Source organism: Pseudomonas sp. PDM04 (genome assembly GCF_014851765.1).
In the GTDB taxonomy this organism is placed as follows: domain Bacteria; phylum Pseudomonadota; class Gammaproteobacteria; order Pseudomonadales; family Pseudomonadaceae; genus Aquipseudomonas.
The window spans coordinates 346,678-361,227 of the sequence record NZ_JACVAI010000001.1; the positions used below are offsets into that span (position 1 = coordinate 346,678).

The 14,550-nt window shown below is 60.2% G+C and carries 13 protein-coding genes; 7 read left to right on the forward strand and 6 right to left on the reverse strand.

Annotated features, from left to right (window positions below; all coding sequences use genetic code 11):
- Positions 1–20 precede the first annotated feature (20 nt).
- Entirely contained in the window at positions 21–641 is a 621-nt protein-coding gene (locus tag IB249_RS01635; protein ID WP_192301780.1) for a TetR/AcrR family transcriptional regulator, read from the reverse strand.
- A gap of 87 nt (positions 642–728) precedes the next feature.
- On the opposite strand from IB249_RS01635, the gene IB249_RS01640 reads away from it, so the two are divergent.
- On the forward strand, positions 729–2,198 hold the full coding sequence (locus IB249_RS01640; protein WP_192301781.1) for an efflux transporter outer membrane subunit: 1,470 nt from the start codon (positions 729–731) through the stop codon (positions 2,196–2,198).
- Between the two features lie 55 nt (positions 2,199–2,253).
- Here IB249_RS01640 and IB249_RS01645 read toward each other — a convergent pair whose 3' ends face one another.
- Positions 2,254–3,186: a helix-turn-helix transcriptional regulator gene (locus tag IB249_RS01645; RefSeq protein WP_192301782.1), complete on the reverse strand. Its 933-nt coding sequence runs from the start codon at positions 3,184–3,186 to the stop codon at positions 2,254–2,256.
- 575 nt (positions 3,187–3,761) lie between these two features.
- Between IB249_RS01645 and IB249_RS01650 the strand changes: the two genes are divergently transcribed.
- From IB249_RS01650 to IB249_RS01665, 4 genes are all read left to right on the forward strand, one after another.
- Positions 3,762–5,111 (forward strand): MFS transporter, encoded by a 1,350-nt coding sequence (locus IB249_RS01650; RefSeq protein ID WP_192301783.1) that lies wholly within the window; start codon positions 3,762–3,764, stop codon positions 5,109–5,111.
- 100 nt (positions 5,112–5,211) lie between these two features.
- Positions 5,212–5,904, forward strand: coding sequence for a fumarylacetoacetate hydrolase family protein (locus IB249_RS01655; RefSeq protein WP_192301784.1), 693 nt, complete (start codon positions 5,212–5,214; stop codon positions 5,902–5,904).
- Positions 5,905–5,953: 49 nt separating this feature from the next.
- Positions 5,954–6,712 carry an SDR family oxidoreductase gene (locus IB249_RS01660; RefSeq protein WP_192301785.1) on the forward strand — a complete coding sequence of 253 codons (759 nt, stop codon included), beginning with the start codon at positions 5,954–5,956 and terminating at the stop codon, positions 6,710–6,712.
- Between the two features lie 32 nt (positions 6,713–6,744).
- The gene (locus IB249_RS01665; RefSeq protein ID WP_192301786.1) at positions 6,745–7,701 is read left to right on the forward strand and encodes a 2-hydroxyacid dehydrogenase; all 957 of its coding nucleotides are present in this window, start codon (positions 6,745–6,747) and stop codon (positions 7,699–7,701) included.
- 45 nt (positions 7,702–7,746) lie between these two features.
- On the opposite strand, the gene IB249_RS01670 is transcribed toward IB249_RS01665, so the two are convergent.
- A complete protein-coding gene (locus IB249_RS01670) occupies positions 7,747–9,048 on the reverse strand; it encodes an Nramp family divalent metal transporter (RefSeq protein WP_192301787.1) in 1,302 nt (433 codons plus the stop codon).
- Positions 9,049–9,291: 243 nt separating this feature from the next.
- Between IB249_RS01670 and IB249_RS01675 the strand changes: the two genes are divergently transcribed.
- The gene (locus IB249_RS01675; RefSeq protein WP_192301788.1) at positions 9,292–10,425 is read left to right on the forward strand and encodes a lactonase family protein; all 1,134 of its coding nucleotides are present in this window, start codon (positions 9,292–9,294) and stop codon (positions 10,423–10,425) included.
- A gap of 114 nt (positions 10,426–10,539) precedes the next feature.
- On the opposite strand, the gene IB249_RS01680 is transcribed toward IB249_RS01675, so the two are convergent.
- Positions 10,540–12,060 (reverse strand): nucleobase:cation symporter-2 family protein, encoded by a 1,521-nt coding sequence (locus IB249_RS01680; protein WP_192301789.1) that lies wholly within the window; start codon positions 12,058–12,060, stop codon positions 10,540–10,542.
- A 389-nt stretch (positions 12,061–12,449) separates the two neighbouring features.
- Here IB249_RS01680 and IB249_RS01685 point away from each other — a divergent pair, with 389 nt between their 5' ends.
- Positions 12,450–12,767 carry a BrnA antitoxin family protein gene (locus IB249_RS01685; protein WP_192301790.1) on the forward strand — a complete coding sequence of 106 codons (318 nt, stop codon included), beginning with the start codon at positions 12,450–12,452 and terminating at the stop codon, positions 12,765–12,767.
- 9 nt (positions 12,768–12,776) lie between these two features.
- On the opposite strand, the gene IB249_RS01690 is transcribed toward IB249_RS01685, so the two are convergent.
- Together IB249_RS01690 and IB249_RS01695 are read right to left on the reverse strand one after the other, a co-directional pair.
- Positions 12,777–13,619 (reverse strand): arylamine N-acetyltransferase family protein, encoded by an 843-nt coding sequence (locus IB249_RS01690; RefSeq protein WP_192301791.1) that lies wholly within the window; start codon positions 13,617–13,619, stop codon positions 12,777–12,779.
- A 90-nt stretch (positions 13,620–13,709) separates the two neighbouring features.
- Positions 13,710–14,504, reverse strand: coding sequence for an exodeoxyribonuclease III (locus tag IB249_RS01695; protein WP_192301792.1), 795 nt, complete (start codon positions 14,502–14,504; stop codon positions 13,710–13,712).
- Between the last annotated feature and the right edge of the window lie 46 nt (positions 14,505–14,550).

A 14,550-nucleotide genomic window follows, 5' to 3' on the forward strand; every position in this document is an offset into this window, starting at 1 on the left:
GCGCATCCGTCATCGGAGGTTCAAGGCATCAGGCTGCGCAGAACCAGATTGGAGATAAGAGAGGGGGCTTCTTCAACAACATCGAGGTTGTATTGCAACAGCAAGGGATTGATGAAGGGCCGCAGCGCGAGATGAATGGCCTCCACCGTCTCGTCCAGCGGCGTCTTGCGTTCGAACTCGCCGAGCTCTCGCCCTTCACGCACGATTTGCGCCACGAATCCCTTGATCCGAGCGTCATAGACTTGTGAACTGGGCCAGCGCTCCGACGCGGAGAATGCGGCGATGTCATAGAGTTTGCGGTCGTTGAAGAACAGGCTCACGCCTGTCGCGATCAAGGTTTTGACCAGGCGCCGAAACCGCTCAGTGGGCGAGATGCCGTCCACATTGATGGCCTGCTCCACTGCCGCAACGATTTCAGTCAGGCAATTGGTACAGATTGCTTCACCAATCGCCTGCTTGGATTCAAAGAATTTGTAGATGTAAGCCTTGGAAAAACCGATGGCTTTGGCCAGGTCAGAAACGGTGGTCTTGCCGTAACCGTACTGACTGAAATGCTCGTTGGCCGCCGCGACAATCTGGTTTCGGATGTCGTGATCGGCGGGGCCACGAACGCTGGGCGAAGAAACTGATGGCTGATTCATGCGAGCAGCTTACTCATCCCAAAGGTGGTTGACAACTTGTGACCAAATCGTAATATCGTCACAAAACAACCCTTCCGCAGGTATCGCATGCACCCGCCTCCTCGTTTCGCCGTCTTACTGTGTCTGGGTATGGTTGCAGGTTGCGCAGTGGGTCCCGACTACTCGGAACCCCGCACGGAATTGCCCGAGCATTTCTCGGCGCAAACGGCCAAGGCGCGACCATTGGGCGCTGCAAATGGCGATCTCGCCGCTTGGTGGAACACCTTCAATGACCCGTTACTCAGTCAGCTGATCAATCGAGCACTTGAACAGAACCTCGATTTAGCTCAGGCAAGCGCAAGGATCGAGCAGGCGCGCGCCGGTTTGGGCGCGGCTAACGCAGCCCTCCTGCCGTCGGCCACCGTCAACGGTCAAGCGGCCCGAGCCCGTCAGTCATTGGAAACTCCGTTGGGCCAGGTGCTCAATTCAGACCCTTCCTATGATCGCTACGGCAGTGCCTACGAGGCGAATATCGCTGCCAGTTGGGAGCTGGATGCGTTTGGCGGGCTGCGCCGAAGCAAAGAAGCCGCTCTCGCCGATTATCAGGCCTCACAAGCCGGGGCGATTGCCACACGCCTGGCCGTGGTCGCGCAGACAGCCGATCTTTACGTCAGCATCCGTGGCCTTCAGACACGCCTGGACATTGCCCGACAGCAAGTCGACACGCGACAACAACTGCTCGACACCCTCGAACATCTCTATGCAAAAGGCCTGGCGGCCGAATTGCAGCTGAATCAGGCCCAAGGTGCGCTGTATCAGGCGCAGGCCACCGTTCCGGTGCTGCAGGCAGGCATTGACGCGGCAATGAATTCACTGGATGTCATGTTGGGCAAACCACCCGGCACTTACAGTGCGCTGCTGAACAAGCCGGGGCCCATCCCTGATGTGCCTGGCCTCTCGGACATCGGTGCTCCAGCCGACCTGCTGCGTCGGCGTCCGGATGTGATGGTCGCTGAGCGCCGACTGGCGGCCTCCAGCGCGCGCATCGGCGAAGCCATGTCCGAGTACTACCCCAAACTGTCTGTGGGGGCGCTGCTCGGCAGTGCCACCTCGGTATCCAGCGCAAACCTGTTCAGCAACGGTGCCAGCCAGGCTTCGGCGGTATTGGGATTACGTTGGAGGCTGTTCGATTTTGGCCGCATCAACGCTCAAATCGATTTGGCGAAAGGCCAGGAGGCAGAAGCCTTGGCCGCTTATCGCCAGTCCATACTGAGGGCCTGTGAAGAGGTCGAAAGCGCTTTTTCAGCACTGATCAACCGCGAGCAACAATCGGCACGACTGGCCCAGGGCGAGTCGGCGTATGCAAAAGCCCGGGCAACATCGTTCGTCGCTTACGAGAAAGGCGTGGTCAGCCTGATCGAAGTGCTGGATGCCGATGAACACCTGCTGGCGGCATCGGATGGCAGGGCTCAGGCACAAACCGAGTCGGCTCGCGCTGCTGTGGCCGCGTTCAAGGCATTGGGTGGCGGTTGGCAGCCGGACAACTCAAATGTTCGTGTTGCCTCGACGACACGGTAGCGCGATGACCGGTGTGATTTCTCTCTGACCACCCACTCTGCGATCGAACGACCCATCAGGTATTGGATGGTGATTGCGGCGTGTCGGGGTTGAGTTGCTGGCGGCGGAATTGCCCCGGAGGCTGGCCATGGATCTGGCGAAAGCGTCGCGAAAAGTAGGCTTCATCGGCGAAGCCACACAACCTCGCCACCTCCCCTACAGGCCGCGTGCCATTGAGCAGGTAATTGCGCGCCGCGTGCATTCGGCGTTCCAGCACCAGCTCAGTGAAGGTCTTGCCGATTTCCTTGCGCAACCAGTGTGTCAGGTAGGTCGGTGACAGGTAGGTCGCGGCGGCGACCTTGATCAGGTTGAGGTCCGGGTCGGCGATGTTCTTGCGTAGATACTCGGACATCCGGCTCAACGCATCGCGTCGGCTGACTTCAGCGGCGTTCTCTTCGGCCAGCCGCTTGAGCGGCTCGGCATACAAGGCACACACGCCCCCCACCAGTTGCAGCAGCAACCCCTTGAGCATCTCGCGGGTGCCGAACTGGCGGTTCTCGTCCAGCACGCGCATCTGTTCGATCAATCCGCAGACCTTGCTGAAATCCTCATCGGCGAGGATGAAGTCCAGATGCTCCTGGAAGCGAAACGGTGACAGCTCGGGCGCCAGCAGGATCGACACCTCCTCCAGATCCATCGGATCGCACTGCAGGTGCGGCAGCAGAAAGGTCTGGGAAAAATTGATCACAATGAAATTGCTGTCGGCCGGGTGCGGGATCACGTGCACGCGATGCGGCAGGATGAACGCCAGCGTGTTGCGCGGAAACGGACGTTCGACGTTGCCGATGTGCTGGACGGTGTCGCCACCCAGGTTGATCTGAATCTGGAAGTATTCGTGGCGATGCGGGCTGGTTTCGGCGCGTCGGCCCTTTTTGTCGCGAATGTAGAAGTCCGTCAGCTCGCTGCGCTGCTGCATGACGTAGGTGGGAACACGACTCGGTGACGACATTTCCTGGGGATCCTCGGCAATACATGGACAGGTTGTCGTTGTGCGGCGACGAGGCCCATTGTGAGGGCGATTACGGCTCGACTTCAACACGACATAGGATGACAGCGCGATTCCGAAAAATAATTGTATCCGTGAGTGATATTTCGACTGTCCAAAAATCCCGCACAGCTTGTCTAAATTTTATTTCTTAAAAAACAGATAGTTATGAATCCATCGACGCAAATGCAAAGAAATGCGTCGGTAGGATTTTTCTTGGACAGATGCATTTCACGCCGTTTTCAGCGAAAAAAACGATCTAACGCCTCCGTTGATTTTGCAAGGTTGTACGACCACTGTGGCAGTCATTGCAGCCCGACTCCTTCCAAAAACAATCAAAAGGTGCGCACTCATGAACCCGTTTTTTTCTCTCGCCAATCCTCCCCCGCCCTTCCCGACTCCAAGGCGTCCCTGAACACCTGACAGCGGCTGTTCGCGCCTCTTTTCCCAGCAGAGATTTCGCTGTCCCCGGCAATGGGGGCAAGGACTCCGGCTGCGCGCGAACCACTCGATTCACCTGACAATAAGAAGGTCCACTCATGTCGAACTCACAAACCTCTGCGTCCACCGCCCCACCGCTGAGCGCCGGCATCCGCGACGCTGTGCTGCCTCAGCGCCTGCCGACACGCCGGCGCTGGATCATGCTGTCGCTGCTGCTGATTGCAACGATCATCAACTACATCGACCGGGTGAACATCTCGATTGCTGCGCCCTTCCTGTCCAAGGACCTGGGCCTGGACAAGATCGAGATGGGCCTGATTTTCTCGGCGTTCGCCTGGACCTACGCCCTCGCCCTGGTGCCTGCCGGGTTCGTGGCCGATCGCTTCGGCTCCCGGTTCACTTACGGCGTCTCGCTGATCAGTTGGTCGACGGTCACCGTGTGCCAGGGTTTTGCCACGGGCTTTGCGTCGCTGTTCGGCCTGCGCCTGGCCGTCGGCGCCATGGAAGCGCCGGCCTTTCCGGCCAACAGCCGTGCGGTGACGGTGTGGTTTCCGGCCCGGGAACGGGGCATGGCCAGCAGCATCTACGTGTGCGGCCAGTACCTGGGCACGGCACTGTTTACCGGCGCGCTTCTGTGGCTGGCCACGACCTTTGACTGGCGCCACGTGTTCTACAGCACCGGGGCACTCGGTATCGTTTTCGGGGTGATCTGGCTGTACATGTACCGCGATCCGCTGAACTGCAAGAAAGTCAGCCAGGAAGAACTGAAGTACATCGAGTCGGGCGGAGGACTGGTCAAGTGCAGTCAGGAACGCACCAAATTCAACTGGCGGCAGATTGCCGAGCTGTTCACCTATCGGCAGATCTGGGCGATTTGCATCGGCAAGTTCGCCAGCACCTCGGCGCTGTATTTTTTCCTCACCTGGTTCCCGACGTACCTGATTGAAGAGCGCCAGCTGACCACGATCAAGGCCGGGATCTTTGCCGTGATGCCGTTCGTTGGCGCAACGGTCGGCATCCTGCTGGCGGGCATCGTCTCCGACCTGTTGATTCGTCGTGGCTACTCCATGTCCTTTGCGCGCAAGTTGCCGCTGGTGGTCGGATCGATGCTGGGCATGTCGATTGTCCTGGTGAATTTCACCGATTCGAACCTGATCTGCATTGCCATCCTGACCATCGCCTTCTTTGCCCAGGGCATCGCCTCGTCGTCATGGGCGGCGGTCTCGGAAGTGGCCCCCAAGGAACTCATCGGCCTGACCGGCGGGGTCACCAGCCTGGCCGCCAACATCGGCGGAATCGTCACCCCGATCGTGATTGGCGCAATCGTCCAGTCGACCGGCTCCTTCGCCTTCGCCTTCTGGTTCATTGGCGGCGTGGCACTGATGGGCACCTTGTCCTATTCGTTCCTGCTCGGCCGCCTGCACCGCATCGAACTCAAGGTTCGTTAAGTACAGAAACGCGTTTTTCTCCAATACGAGGCGGCTTTCGTCCAACTTCGCCAAACGAAGCCGCCGTAGGCTGATGCCTCCACCAGGACAATGACAAGAAATGACCATGACCGACTACGTGTTCACCCCGGATCTGCCCGTTACCCTGCCGGTTGCCGGGAGCCCCAAGCGCTTCCCCGTCGGCCGGGTATTCTGCGTCGGACGCAATTACCCATGGCCAGACACCCAGGGCCAGTCCCGCCAGCCACCGGTGTTTTTCATGAAACCGGCCAGCAACGTGGTGGATGCCACCGGTGAAGTGGCGTTCCCACCCCTGACCGACGAGTTCGCCCACGAAATCGAACTGGTCGTGGCCATCGGCGAGGGCGGCGCCAATATTCCGGAAGATCAGGCACTGGCCTATGTCTGGGGCTACGGTGCCGGCCTGGACCTGACGCGTCGCGATGTCCAGCGCTCGGCCAAGAGCAATGGCTTGCCATGGGAAGGTGCCAAGGTGTTCGACGGCGCCGCGCCCATCACCGCCATCGTGCCGGTCTCCCGCGCCGGCCACCCCGAGGGTGACCTGTGGCTGAACGTCAACGGCGTGGAACGCCAGCGCGACAGCCTCGACAGCCAAATCTGGTCAGTCAGCGAAATCATCAGCCGAATTTCCCAATCGGTGGCGCTGCGGGCCGGCGACCTGATCATGACCGGCAGCCCCGCCGGCGTCGATGTGCTGCAACCCGGCGACCTCATCAACGCCGGGATCGACGGCATCGGCCAGATCGAAATGCGCGTCGGCCAGCGACCTTGATCCCTCAATACAACACGCCCCAAGTGAACTGAAAAAAGGAAACAACAACATGTCCAGTCCTTTGAAAGTGGCCCTGGTAACCGGTGCAGGCAGTGGAATCGGTCGCGCCGTGGCCCTTGGCCTGATGGCCGATGGGTTCACCGTGGTCTTGGCCGGACGCCGGCCGGAACCCTTGCTGGAATTGGCTGAACTGGCGGCTGTCGACGGACACGAAGCCCTGGCGGTGCCCACGGATGTGCGCGATCCGGCCAGCGTCGATGCGCTGTTTGCCACCATCACCGTCAAATACGGACGCCTGGACGTCGTGTTCAACAATGCCGGCGTCAATGCCCCGGCCGTGCCGCTGGACGAACTGACGTTCGAGCAGTGGCGCAACGTGATCGACACCAACCTCAACGGTGTTTTCCTCTGCGCCCGTGGCGCCTTCGGCCTGATGCGCCGGCAACAGCCGCAAGGTGGACGCATCATCAATAACGGCTCGATCTCGGCCCATACCCCACGCCCCTTCAGCAGCGCCTACACCGCGAGCAAACACGCGGTGTTGGGGCTGACCAAGTCCCTGGCCCTGGACGGCCGCGAATTCAACATTGCCTGCAGCCAGATCGACATTGGCAACGCCCTGACCGAAATGTCGGTACGCATGACCAAAGGCGTGCGCCAGGCCAACGGCACCATCGCCGTGGAACCGATGGTCGACGTCAAGCACGTGGCCGATGCCGTGCGCTACATCGCCGCCCTGCCACTGGAGGCGAACGTCCTGAACATGACCGTCATGGCGACTGCCATGCCGTTTGCCGGTCGCGGTTGACCGGCCTTTTTATTCCGCTTCGCGAGGTCTACATGAAACCAGAAGTCTTGCAGCTCAGCCCGATCCTGATTCCTGAAATCAACACCCGGCTCGACGAGCTGTTTACCGTGCGCCGTTACTTCCAGCAGGCCGACAAGCAAGCCTATCTGCAAGAGCACGGCGCGAACATTCGCGGTGTAATCACCGGCGGGCACACCGGCATCACCCAGGCCGTCATGGCGCAATTACCCAAACTGGAAGTGGTGGCGGTCAACGGCGTGGGCACCGATGCGGTGGACCTGGCCTACGCCAGGGATCGCGGGATTCGCGTGACCGCGACCATCGGTGCACTGACCGAAGATGTCGCCGACCTGGCCATCGGCCTGTTGATTGCCGTGTGCCGTGGCCTGTGTACCAGCGACCGCTACGTGCGCTCGGGCCAATGGCCGCACAGCCCGACGCCGTTGGCACCGTTGCCGTTGGCGCGCCAGGTGTCGGGCATGCGCATCGGCATCGTCGGCATGGGCCGGGTCGGTCGCGCCGTGGCGGCCCGCGCCACCGCGTTCGGTTGCCCGATCAGCTACACCGATCTGCAACCGATGAGTGACGTGGACCACACCTTCGTCGCCGACCTGAAGCAACTCGCCAGCAACAGCGACGCGCTGATTCTCGCCGCTGCCGCCGACAAGGGCGAAGCGATCATCAATGCCGATGTATTGCAGGCGCTGGGCACAGGTGGCTATCTGATCAACGTGGCCCGGGGCAAGCTGGTCAACGAGGCCGACCTGGTGGCGGCACTGGCGGCCGGCGAGATCGCGGGGGCGGCACTGGATGTGTTCGTCGATGAGCCGAACGTACCCCAAGCCTTGTTCGGCCACGAGAACGTCGTGCTGCAACCCCATCGGGCCAGTGCGACCGTGCAGACCCGTACACGTATGGGCGAGATGGTGGTGGCGAGCCTGGTGGACAGTTTCGCCGGGAGAGTCCCAAAGGGATCGGTGACGGATTGAACCCTTGGCATCGAGGGGACATGACGTCCCCTCGATGCTTCGGTGTCAGGCAAACAAATCGGCACCCAGCTGGAAGGCGACCCACAGCGCGAGGCCGGTTGCAAAGGCCAGTGCGATATTTTCAAACAGGTTGTTGCGGTATTGCTTGTCCAGCAACGATTTCTGGTTGGACATGATCAGCAGGCCCAGGGAAATCACCGGCAAGCCAATGATGTTCAACGCGCTGACACCGATGGTCAGCGTCACGAAGTCCGGCATGCCCGGCAGCGACCAGATCAATGGCGTGACGAGGATGAACAGCATGAACCATTTGTGCATCGGGTCATGGTGAAACTCCTTGCCGTACTTGGCGCGACGCTTGGGCAGAACGTGCTGGAAGGCATCGGTGATCAACATCGGGAAAGCCGTGGTCTTGCCCGAGATACTGGCAAACAGCGTCGCGAACACACCGATGAAAAACACGTACCAGCCGATCGGGCCGAAGTAGATTTCCAGTGCCTTGCCCAGGTCACCCAGGGTTTTGACCTCGATGCCGTTGGGCCGCAGGATTTCCGCGCCGACGATCCAGATGGCGAGGTTGATGACGATCCCGACGAACACCGCAAACAGCAGGTCGTTGCGTTGAATGCGCTTGTGTTGTGGTCCGACCCAGCCCTTTTGCCGCATGACGTAAGGATGCACGAAGTTGGCAATCGAACCCGCGACGGCGCCGATGACCGAAACCGCCACCAGCAATGCGCCATGCACGCCCTCGTCAGGCGGAATGCTGAAACCGACGGTGCCTTTGATGATGCCGGTGACATCGGGACCGGACATGACGGCCAGCGCGATGAACGCCAGGGTCATGATCGCCAGCAGCAGCTTCATCACGCCTTCGATCATCGAGTAGATGTTACGCCCGACCAGCATCCAGACCGCCAGCACCACCGCCACCGAACAGAGCAGCGGCTGGTCGATCTTGAACAGCATCGCCAGCGACTCCCCCGCGCCCTTGATCATGTAGGCGTTCATCAAGTGGCCCATCAGCAGGGCATAGACCAGCATGAACCAGGCGAAGACCGGATTCAGTTGGGCGTAACCTTGCAGGATGGTCATGCCCTGGTTATTGCACAACTGGAAGCGCGCGATGATGTTGACGATCAGGTATCTCAACAGCAGAGAGACCGCCAACACCCACATCATGGCGTAACCGTAGTTGGCACCGGCCACGGACGACGTGATCAGGTCACCCGCGCCCAACCACGACAGCACGGCAATGATTCCCGGGCCCAGGAGTTTGAATATTCGTAGAAATCGACTTTGCGCGGGCGCCGCAGCCTGGCCTTCCACGGAAGGAATGCTGGTCATAGAGTGTATCTCCATTGTTTTTTTTGTGAGAACCCGCGAAGTCGAACACAGTAAGTACGATGTCGTACAACACTTGTTAAAACGAGATTATTTAAAAATATTTCAATTCCTCAACAGCCGTATGGGCTTTTCGTAGTGACACCTGTCTGGCGTTTCTCTCCTGGTTGGCAAAACAGGCATTGAAGTCCAGCAAGCACAGTCATAGGATGACTGACCACACTCATAACAATAAAAGGTCCCATTGTGCGTAAATCCCTCGTCCTGGCCGCTGCCGTTGTCAGCGGTCTCAGCCTGCAAGCCAATGCCGCTACCTACGCCTATATCTCCAGTCCGGGCGACGGCTTGATCTCCCAATATCGCCTTGACCAGAGCAACGGTGCGCTGAGCCTGGTCAATCAGGTCAACGCCGGAGACCAGGTCAACCCGATGGCGATCACGCCTGACGGCAAAGTGTTGTTTGCCGCATTGCGGGTCAAGCCGTTTCAGGTCCTGGGCTACCGCATTGACCCCAAGAGCGGGCAATTGACGCCGTTGTCCAAGGCCCCACTGGCCCAAAGCATGGCTTACCTGTCGACCGACAGGTCCGGGCGTTACCTGCTCGGCGCCTCCTATGGGGCCGACGCCGTTACGGTGCAAGCCATCGACAAGGCCTACCAGCCATCGGACAACATCCTGAGCTACGCCACCGGGCCACATGCCCATTCGGTGCGCACCGACCCGAGCAATCGTTTCGCCTACACCGGCAACCTGGGTGCAGACCGCGTGCTGCAATATCGCCTGGATGACCAAACCGGTGCGCTCACCCCCATTGGCAGCGGCTACGTCAGCGTGCCGGCCAACACCGGTCCTCGGCACCTGACCTTTTCCAAAGATGGCAAATACCTGTACGTGGTCGGCGAGATGAGCGGCACTGTCACGGCCTTTTCAATCAATGACAGCACGGGCGCATTGACCCAGATTGCCGTGGCCAACGGGATTCCCGAGCGTTTGAAACTGGCCCACGGCGAAGTGCGCGATGCGCGTAACAACGACCTGAAAGACGACCCGACACCCCGTATCTGGGCGGCGGACTTGCAGATTTCGCCCGATGGCAAACTGCTGTTCATGACCGAGCGCACCAGCAGCTCGGTGTCGGCGTTCGCGGTCGATACGACCACTGGCGGTTTGCGTTTTCTGCAGAACTATCCGGTCGAAGAGCAGCAACCGCGCAATATCGCGTTTTCACCCAACGGGCGCTGGTTGCTGGTCACGGGAGAGAAAAGTGCAAAGGTCGGCACGTACGCAGTCGGCAGTGAAGGCGCCCTGAAGCGTGTCGGTGAAGCGGCGTCGGGCAAGGGCGCGTTATGGATTGAAGTGTTGCAGACGTCGGTGGAGTGATCCTGCACCCCCGTTGCGGCCAGCTCGGGATGGGGGCTGACGCGTTCTCCGACTGAACGCGTCGTCCTTTGGTCCATCGCGAGCAGGCTCGCTCCCACAGATTCAACGGACTGTTCAGGCATGCTCGCTGCTGTTGGCGTGCACCGTTCGCGGTTCGCCATGCCCATGGTCCTCCACCTCGATCACCGGAACCTCCTTCCCGTCGCAATCGTGCAACTTGCCTTCGCTGAAGTAATCGCCTTCGCGCAACGCGGCCAGGTCCTGGTAGCGCAAGACACGTTCAGTGCCGGCGGCAAACACCGATTGTTGGTCCGAGTTACCGGCGGTGAGGTGGTTGAAGGTCAGGTTCAGCACAATCGCCATGATCGCCGAGGAACTGATACCCGAATGAAAGATCGTGGCAAACCAGCTCGGGAAGTGGTCGTAAAAATTCGGGGCGGCGATGGGAATCATGCCGAAGCCGATGGAGGTGGCGACGATGATCAGGTTGACGTTGTTGCGATAGTCGACCTTGGACAACGTGCGAATGCCGCTGGCCGCCACCGTGCCGAACAGCACGATCCCGGCCCCGCCCAGTACCGAAGTCGGTACAGCGGCGATGACCCGGCCCATGAATGGCAACAGGCCAAGGATCACCAGGAACAGGCCGCCGGTGGCGACCACGTAGCGACTCTTGATGCCGGTGACCGCCACCAGCCCGACGTTCTGGGCAAAGGCGCTCTGGGTGAACGACCCGAAGATCGGCGCGATCATGCTCGACAGCATGTCGGCACGCAGGCCATTGCCCAGGCGTTTGGAGTCAACCTTGGTGCCGATGATTTCACCGACGGCCAGGATGTCCGCTGAGGTCTCCACCAGCGTCACCATGACCACGATGCACATCGACAGGATCGCGGCGAAGTGAAACGTCGGCATGCCGAAGTGGAACGGCGTCGGGAAGCCGAACATCGGGCCCTGGGTGACGGACGAGAAGTCCGCCATGCCGAGGAACAGCGCAATGATCGTCCCGATGACCATCGCCAGCAGGATCGACAAACGGGAAATGGTCGCGCTGCCGATCTTGCTCAGCAACAACACCAGCACCAGTGTTACTGCCGCCAGACCGATGTTCGCCATGCTGCCAAAATCCGCTGCGTGGCTGTTGCCACCCATGGCCCAGCGTGCGGCCACCGGCATCAGCGTCAAGCCGATGGTGGTGATCACGATGCCCGTGACCAGGGGCGGGAAGAACCGGGTAATTCGCGAAAACACCGGTGTGATCAACAAGCCGATCAGTGACGCCGCGATGACCGCCCCCAGGATCGATTGGAAGCCGCCCTCCCCCCCACTGCTGACAATCGCCACCATGGTCGCGACACCCGAGAACGACACCCCCTGCACCAGCGGCAACTGACAACCGAAGAACGGCAGGCCGAGGGTCTGCAGCAATGTCGCCAGCCCTCCCGCAAACAATGAAGCAGCAATCAACAAACCAATGTCCGCCGGTGTGAGCCCGGCCGCCTGGCCGATGATCAACGGCACCGCGACGATACCGCCATACATGGTCAGGACATGTTGCAGGCCGTAAGCCATATTCGCGCCGACCCCGAGGTTTTCGTCCTCGGGCCGTTGGTGTGAAACATGGGGCGTTTTCATGATTGGGGGGTTCCCTGGTTTTTGTTATGCGCACACTGTATGCAACACAACAGACAAATGTCCATAGAGTTGTATACAACTTGCCAGTCAGATTATGGACACAGGTTCATGATTTCCTGCCGCATCCACTCCGCGCACCTCAATAAACCTTGCCATTCACCACCTCGAGACTGCGCTTCTCGCCCGCCAGTCTTTTTCAAATACGGCGACAGACGGCAACGCTGGCGCATTTTCTATACATATAAAGTCTGCATAACGATCTCATTCGACATTCAGTTCGACAAAAGCAAGAACGCGGCCAATAACTTCAAGCATCGCAGCGTCAGCCTCCCGAGACAGAGGCGGTGTTCGGTGAGAGCTAGCGTCGCCGCTACCTGGAGGCTTGAGCAATGAAGGATCAATACGACTTCAGCAACGCCGGGCGGGGGGCCGTTGCTTGCGGCAAGGGCAAGACACGCATCACCATCATGCTGGACGAAGCGGTGATCGAGGCGGCTCGCACGCTCGCGGAAACCGAGGGCTATGGCTACCAGACAGTGATCAACAACACGCTTCGCCACGCCTTGCTCAGTAAAACGGGCCAATCCGCAGGATCGGCACAGCTCAAAAAAGGCATCACGGCCTCAGACCTGAAAACCCTGGAGAAAAAGCTGCTGGACGCCGTCAGCGAAATCCAGCAATTGATGGAAGCTGACGTTCGTCCCTGAGCGAATCAGTCAATCGAAGGTGCCCTGGCTGGACTCGATCAACCGTCCAAGCACCTGCTTCAAATGTTCACTTGCGGGCACCTGGATGCCGAACTCGCTCTCCAACAGTGCAACCAGCTCTTCGACATCCGCGACCTGGCGCCGCTCGCTGTCGCGGCCGATCCGGTGGACCGCGAAACTGCCATTGTTCAACGTGCGCCGCCACCCTTCTCCGGTCCGCGCCACCATCAGCCTCTGGGCAAATGAGGAGTCGGGAGAGGTCGAGACGTACCAGTTGCCGACCGCGTAATCGATGTCTTCCTGGCGCTGCAGGTCGAAGATGTACATCGGCCGCCATTCACCGTCGACCTTGGCGCGCAACGTGTAGCCGTCCACATGCTGCTCGATGCGATAGGGCTCATGGGGCGTGGACTGTTCAGCGCACGTATCGAGCAGCAATGGCGCCGTGGGCACCATGCCGCCGAAACCGACATCGGTGATATAGCGCACGTCGTCCAGGGTGACCAGGCTCAGGCGATGGGTACGCGCCGTCCATGCGCCTTCCGGTTGGCCCATGACCACGCGCCCGGAGATTCCGTGAGCGTTGAAGCCCAGTTGCTGAAGCAGGCAAAGAAACAGCTTGTTGAGTTCGTAACAGTAACCGCCGCGTGCCTGGTGCAGGACCTTCTGCTCGATGGAGGCCAGGTCGATGAGCACCGGCTCGCCCGACAATGTCGTGAGGTTTTCGAACGCAAAGGCACCGGTATGACGCCGTTGCAGTTGGCGCAGGGTTTCCAGGGTCGGTGGCGGGGCCGTGTCGAACCCCAGACGTTGCAGGTACAACGCGAGGTTGCTCGGGCGTATCTCACTCATTGCTCGTTCCTTATGCGCGGCGATGGCGCCATGTATAAGGGAAAAAGCGCGGCAACCGACAATTGATTTCGCCAATTGCCTCCACGACCATCAGCGTCGCTTGCGCGAGCTCAGTTGAATCCAGGTCGGGGCATGGTCGCTGGCGTGCGGTTCATTACGCACCCAGGCATCGACACCGGCCTCCTGCAGATAAGGACTCAGCGCCGGATTGAGCAGCAGATGGTCAATGCGAAGCCCGGAATTTTTCTGCCAGTGCTGTCGGAAATAGTCCCAGAAGGTGTACAGCCGATCCTCGGGATACAGATGGCGCAGGGCGTCGGTCCAGCCCTGATCCAGCAATCGTTGATAGCACTCGCGGCTTTGCGGTTGCAGCAGCGCGTCCTTGAGCCAGGACCGCGGGTTGTAGATATCCAGGTCAGTCGGCACCACGTTGTAATCGCCGGCCAGCACCACCGGGTGCTCGCTGCGCTGCAGGTCCCTGGCGTAAGCGATCAGCCGCTCGAACCAGGCCAGCTTGTAGTCGAACTTCGGGCCCGGCTGCGGATTGCCGTTGGGCAGGTACAAACACCCCACCAGCACCCCATGCACCGCTGCTTCGAGATAGCGGCTGTGGGTGTCGCTGTCGTCACCCGGCAGACCGCGCCGGCTCTCCAGGGGCTGCGCATCCCGCGCCAGGATCGCCACCCCGTTCCACGACGATTGCCCCTGCCAGATCGCACCGTAACCGGCCTTCTCGAGTTCGGCCGCCGGGAACGCGCTGTCCACCGACTTGAGCTCCTGCAAACACGCGATGTCCGGCTTCTCCCGCTCCAGCCAGGCCAGCAGGTTGGGCAGCCGGGCGCGCATGCCATTGACGTTGAACGTTGCGATTCGCAATTGCTTCATGGACCAGCGCTCCGTACAAGGGTGTTGTGCGTGTGACATCCTTGCC

Bases quoted from the DNA above. Each gene is read 5' to 3' on its own strand.
- IB249_RS01635 (WP_192301780.1), bottom strand. From the start codon at position 641: ATGAATCAGCCATCAGTTTCTTCGCCCAGCGTTCGTGGCCCCGCCGAT.
- IB249_RS01640 (WP_192301781.1), top strand. From the start codon at position 729: ATGCACCCGCCTCCTCGTTTCGCCGTCTTACTGTGTCTGGGTATGGTT.
- IB249_RS01645 (WP_192301782.1), bottom strand. From the start codon at position 3,186: ATGTCGTCACCGAGTCGTGTTCCCACCTACGTCATGCAGCAGCGCAGC.
- IB249_RS01650 (WP_192301783.1), top strand. From the start codon at position 3,762: ATGTCGAACTCACAAACCTCTGCGTCCACCGCCCCACCGCTGAGCGCC.
- IB249_RS01655 (WP_192301784.1), top strand. From the start codon at position 5,212: ATGACCATGACCGACTACGTGTTCACCCCGGATCTGCCCGTTACCCTG.
- IB249_RS01660 (WP_192301785.1), top strand. From the start codon at position 5,954: ATGTCCAGTCCTTTGAAAGTGGCCCTGGTAACCGGTGCAGGCAGTGGA.
- IB249_RS01665 (WP_192301786.1), top strand. From the start codon at position 6,745: ATGAAACCAGAAGTCTTGCAGCTCAGCCCGATCCTGATTCCTGAAATC.
- IB249_RS01670 (WP_192301787.1), bottom strand. From the start codon at position 9,048: ATGACCAGCATTCCTTCCGTGGAAGGCCAGGCTGCGGCGCCCGCGCAA.
- IB249_RS01680 (WP_192301789.1), bottom strand. From the start codon at position 12,060: ATGAAAACGCCCCATGTTTCACACCAACGGCCCGAGGACGAAAACCTC.
- IB249_RS01685 (WP_192301790.1), top strand. From the start codon at position 12,450: ATGAAGGATCAATACGACTTCAGCAACGCCGGGCGGGGGGCCGTTGCT.
- IB249_RS01690 (WP_192301791.1), bottom strand. From the start codon at position 13,619: ATGAGTGAGATACGCCCGAGCAACCTCGCGTTGTACCTGCAACGTCTG.
- IB249_RS01695 (WP_192301792.1), bottom strand. From the start codon at position 14,504: ATGAAGCAATTGCGAATCGCAACGTTCAACGTCAATGGCATGCGCGCC.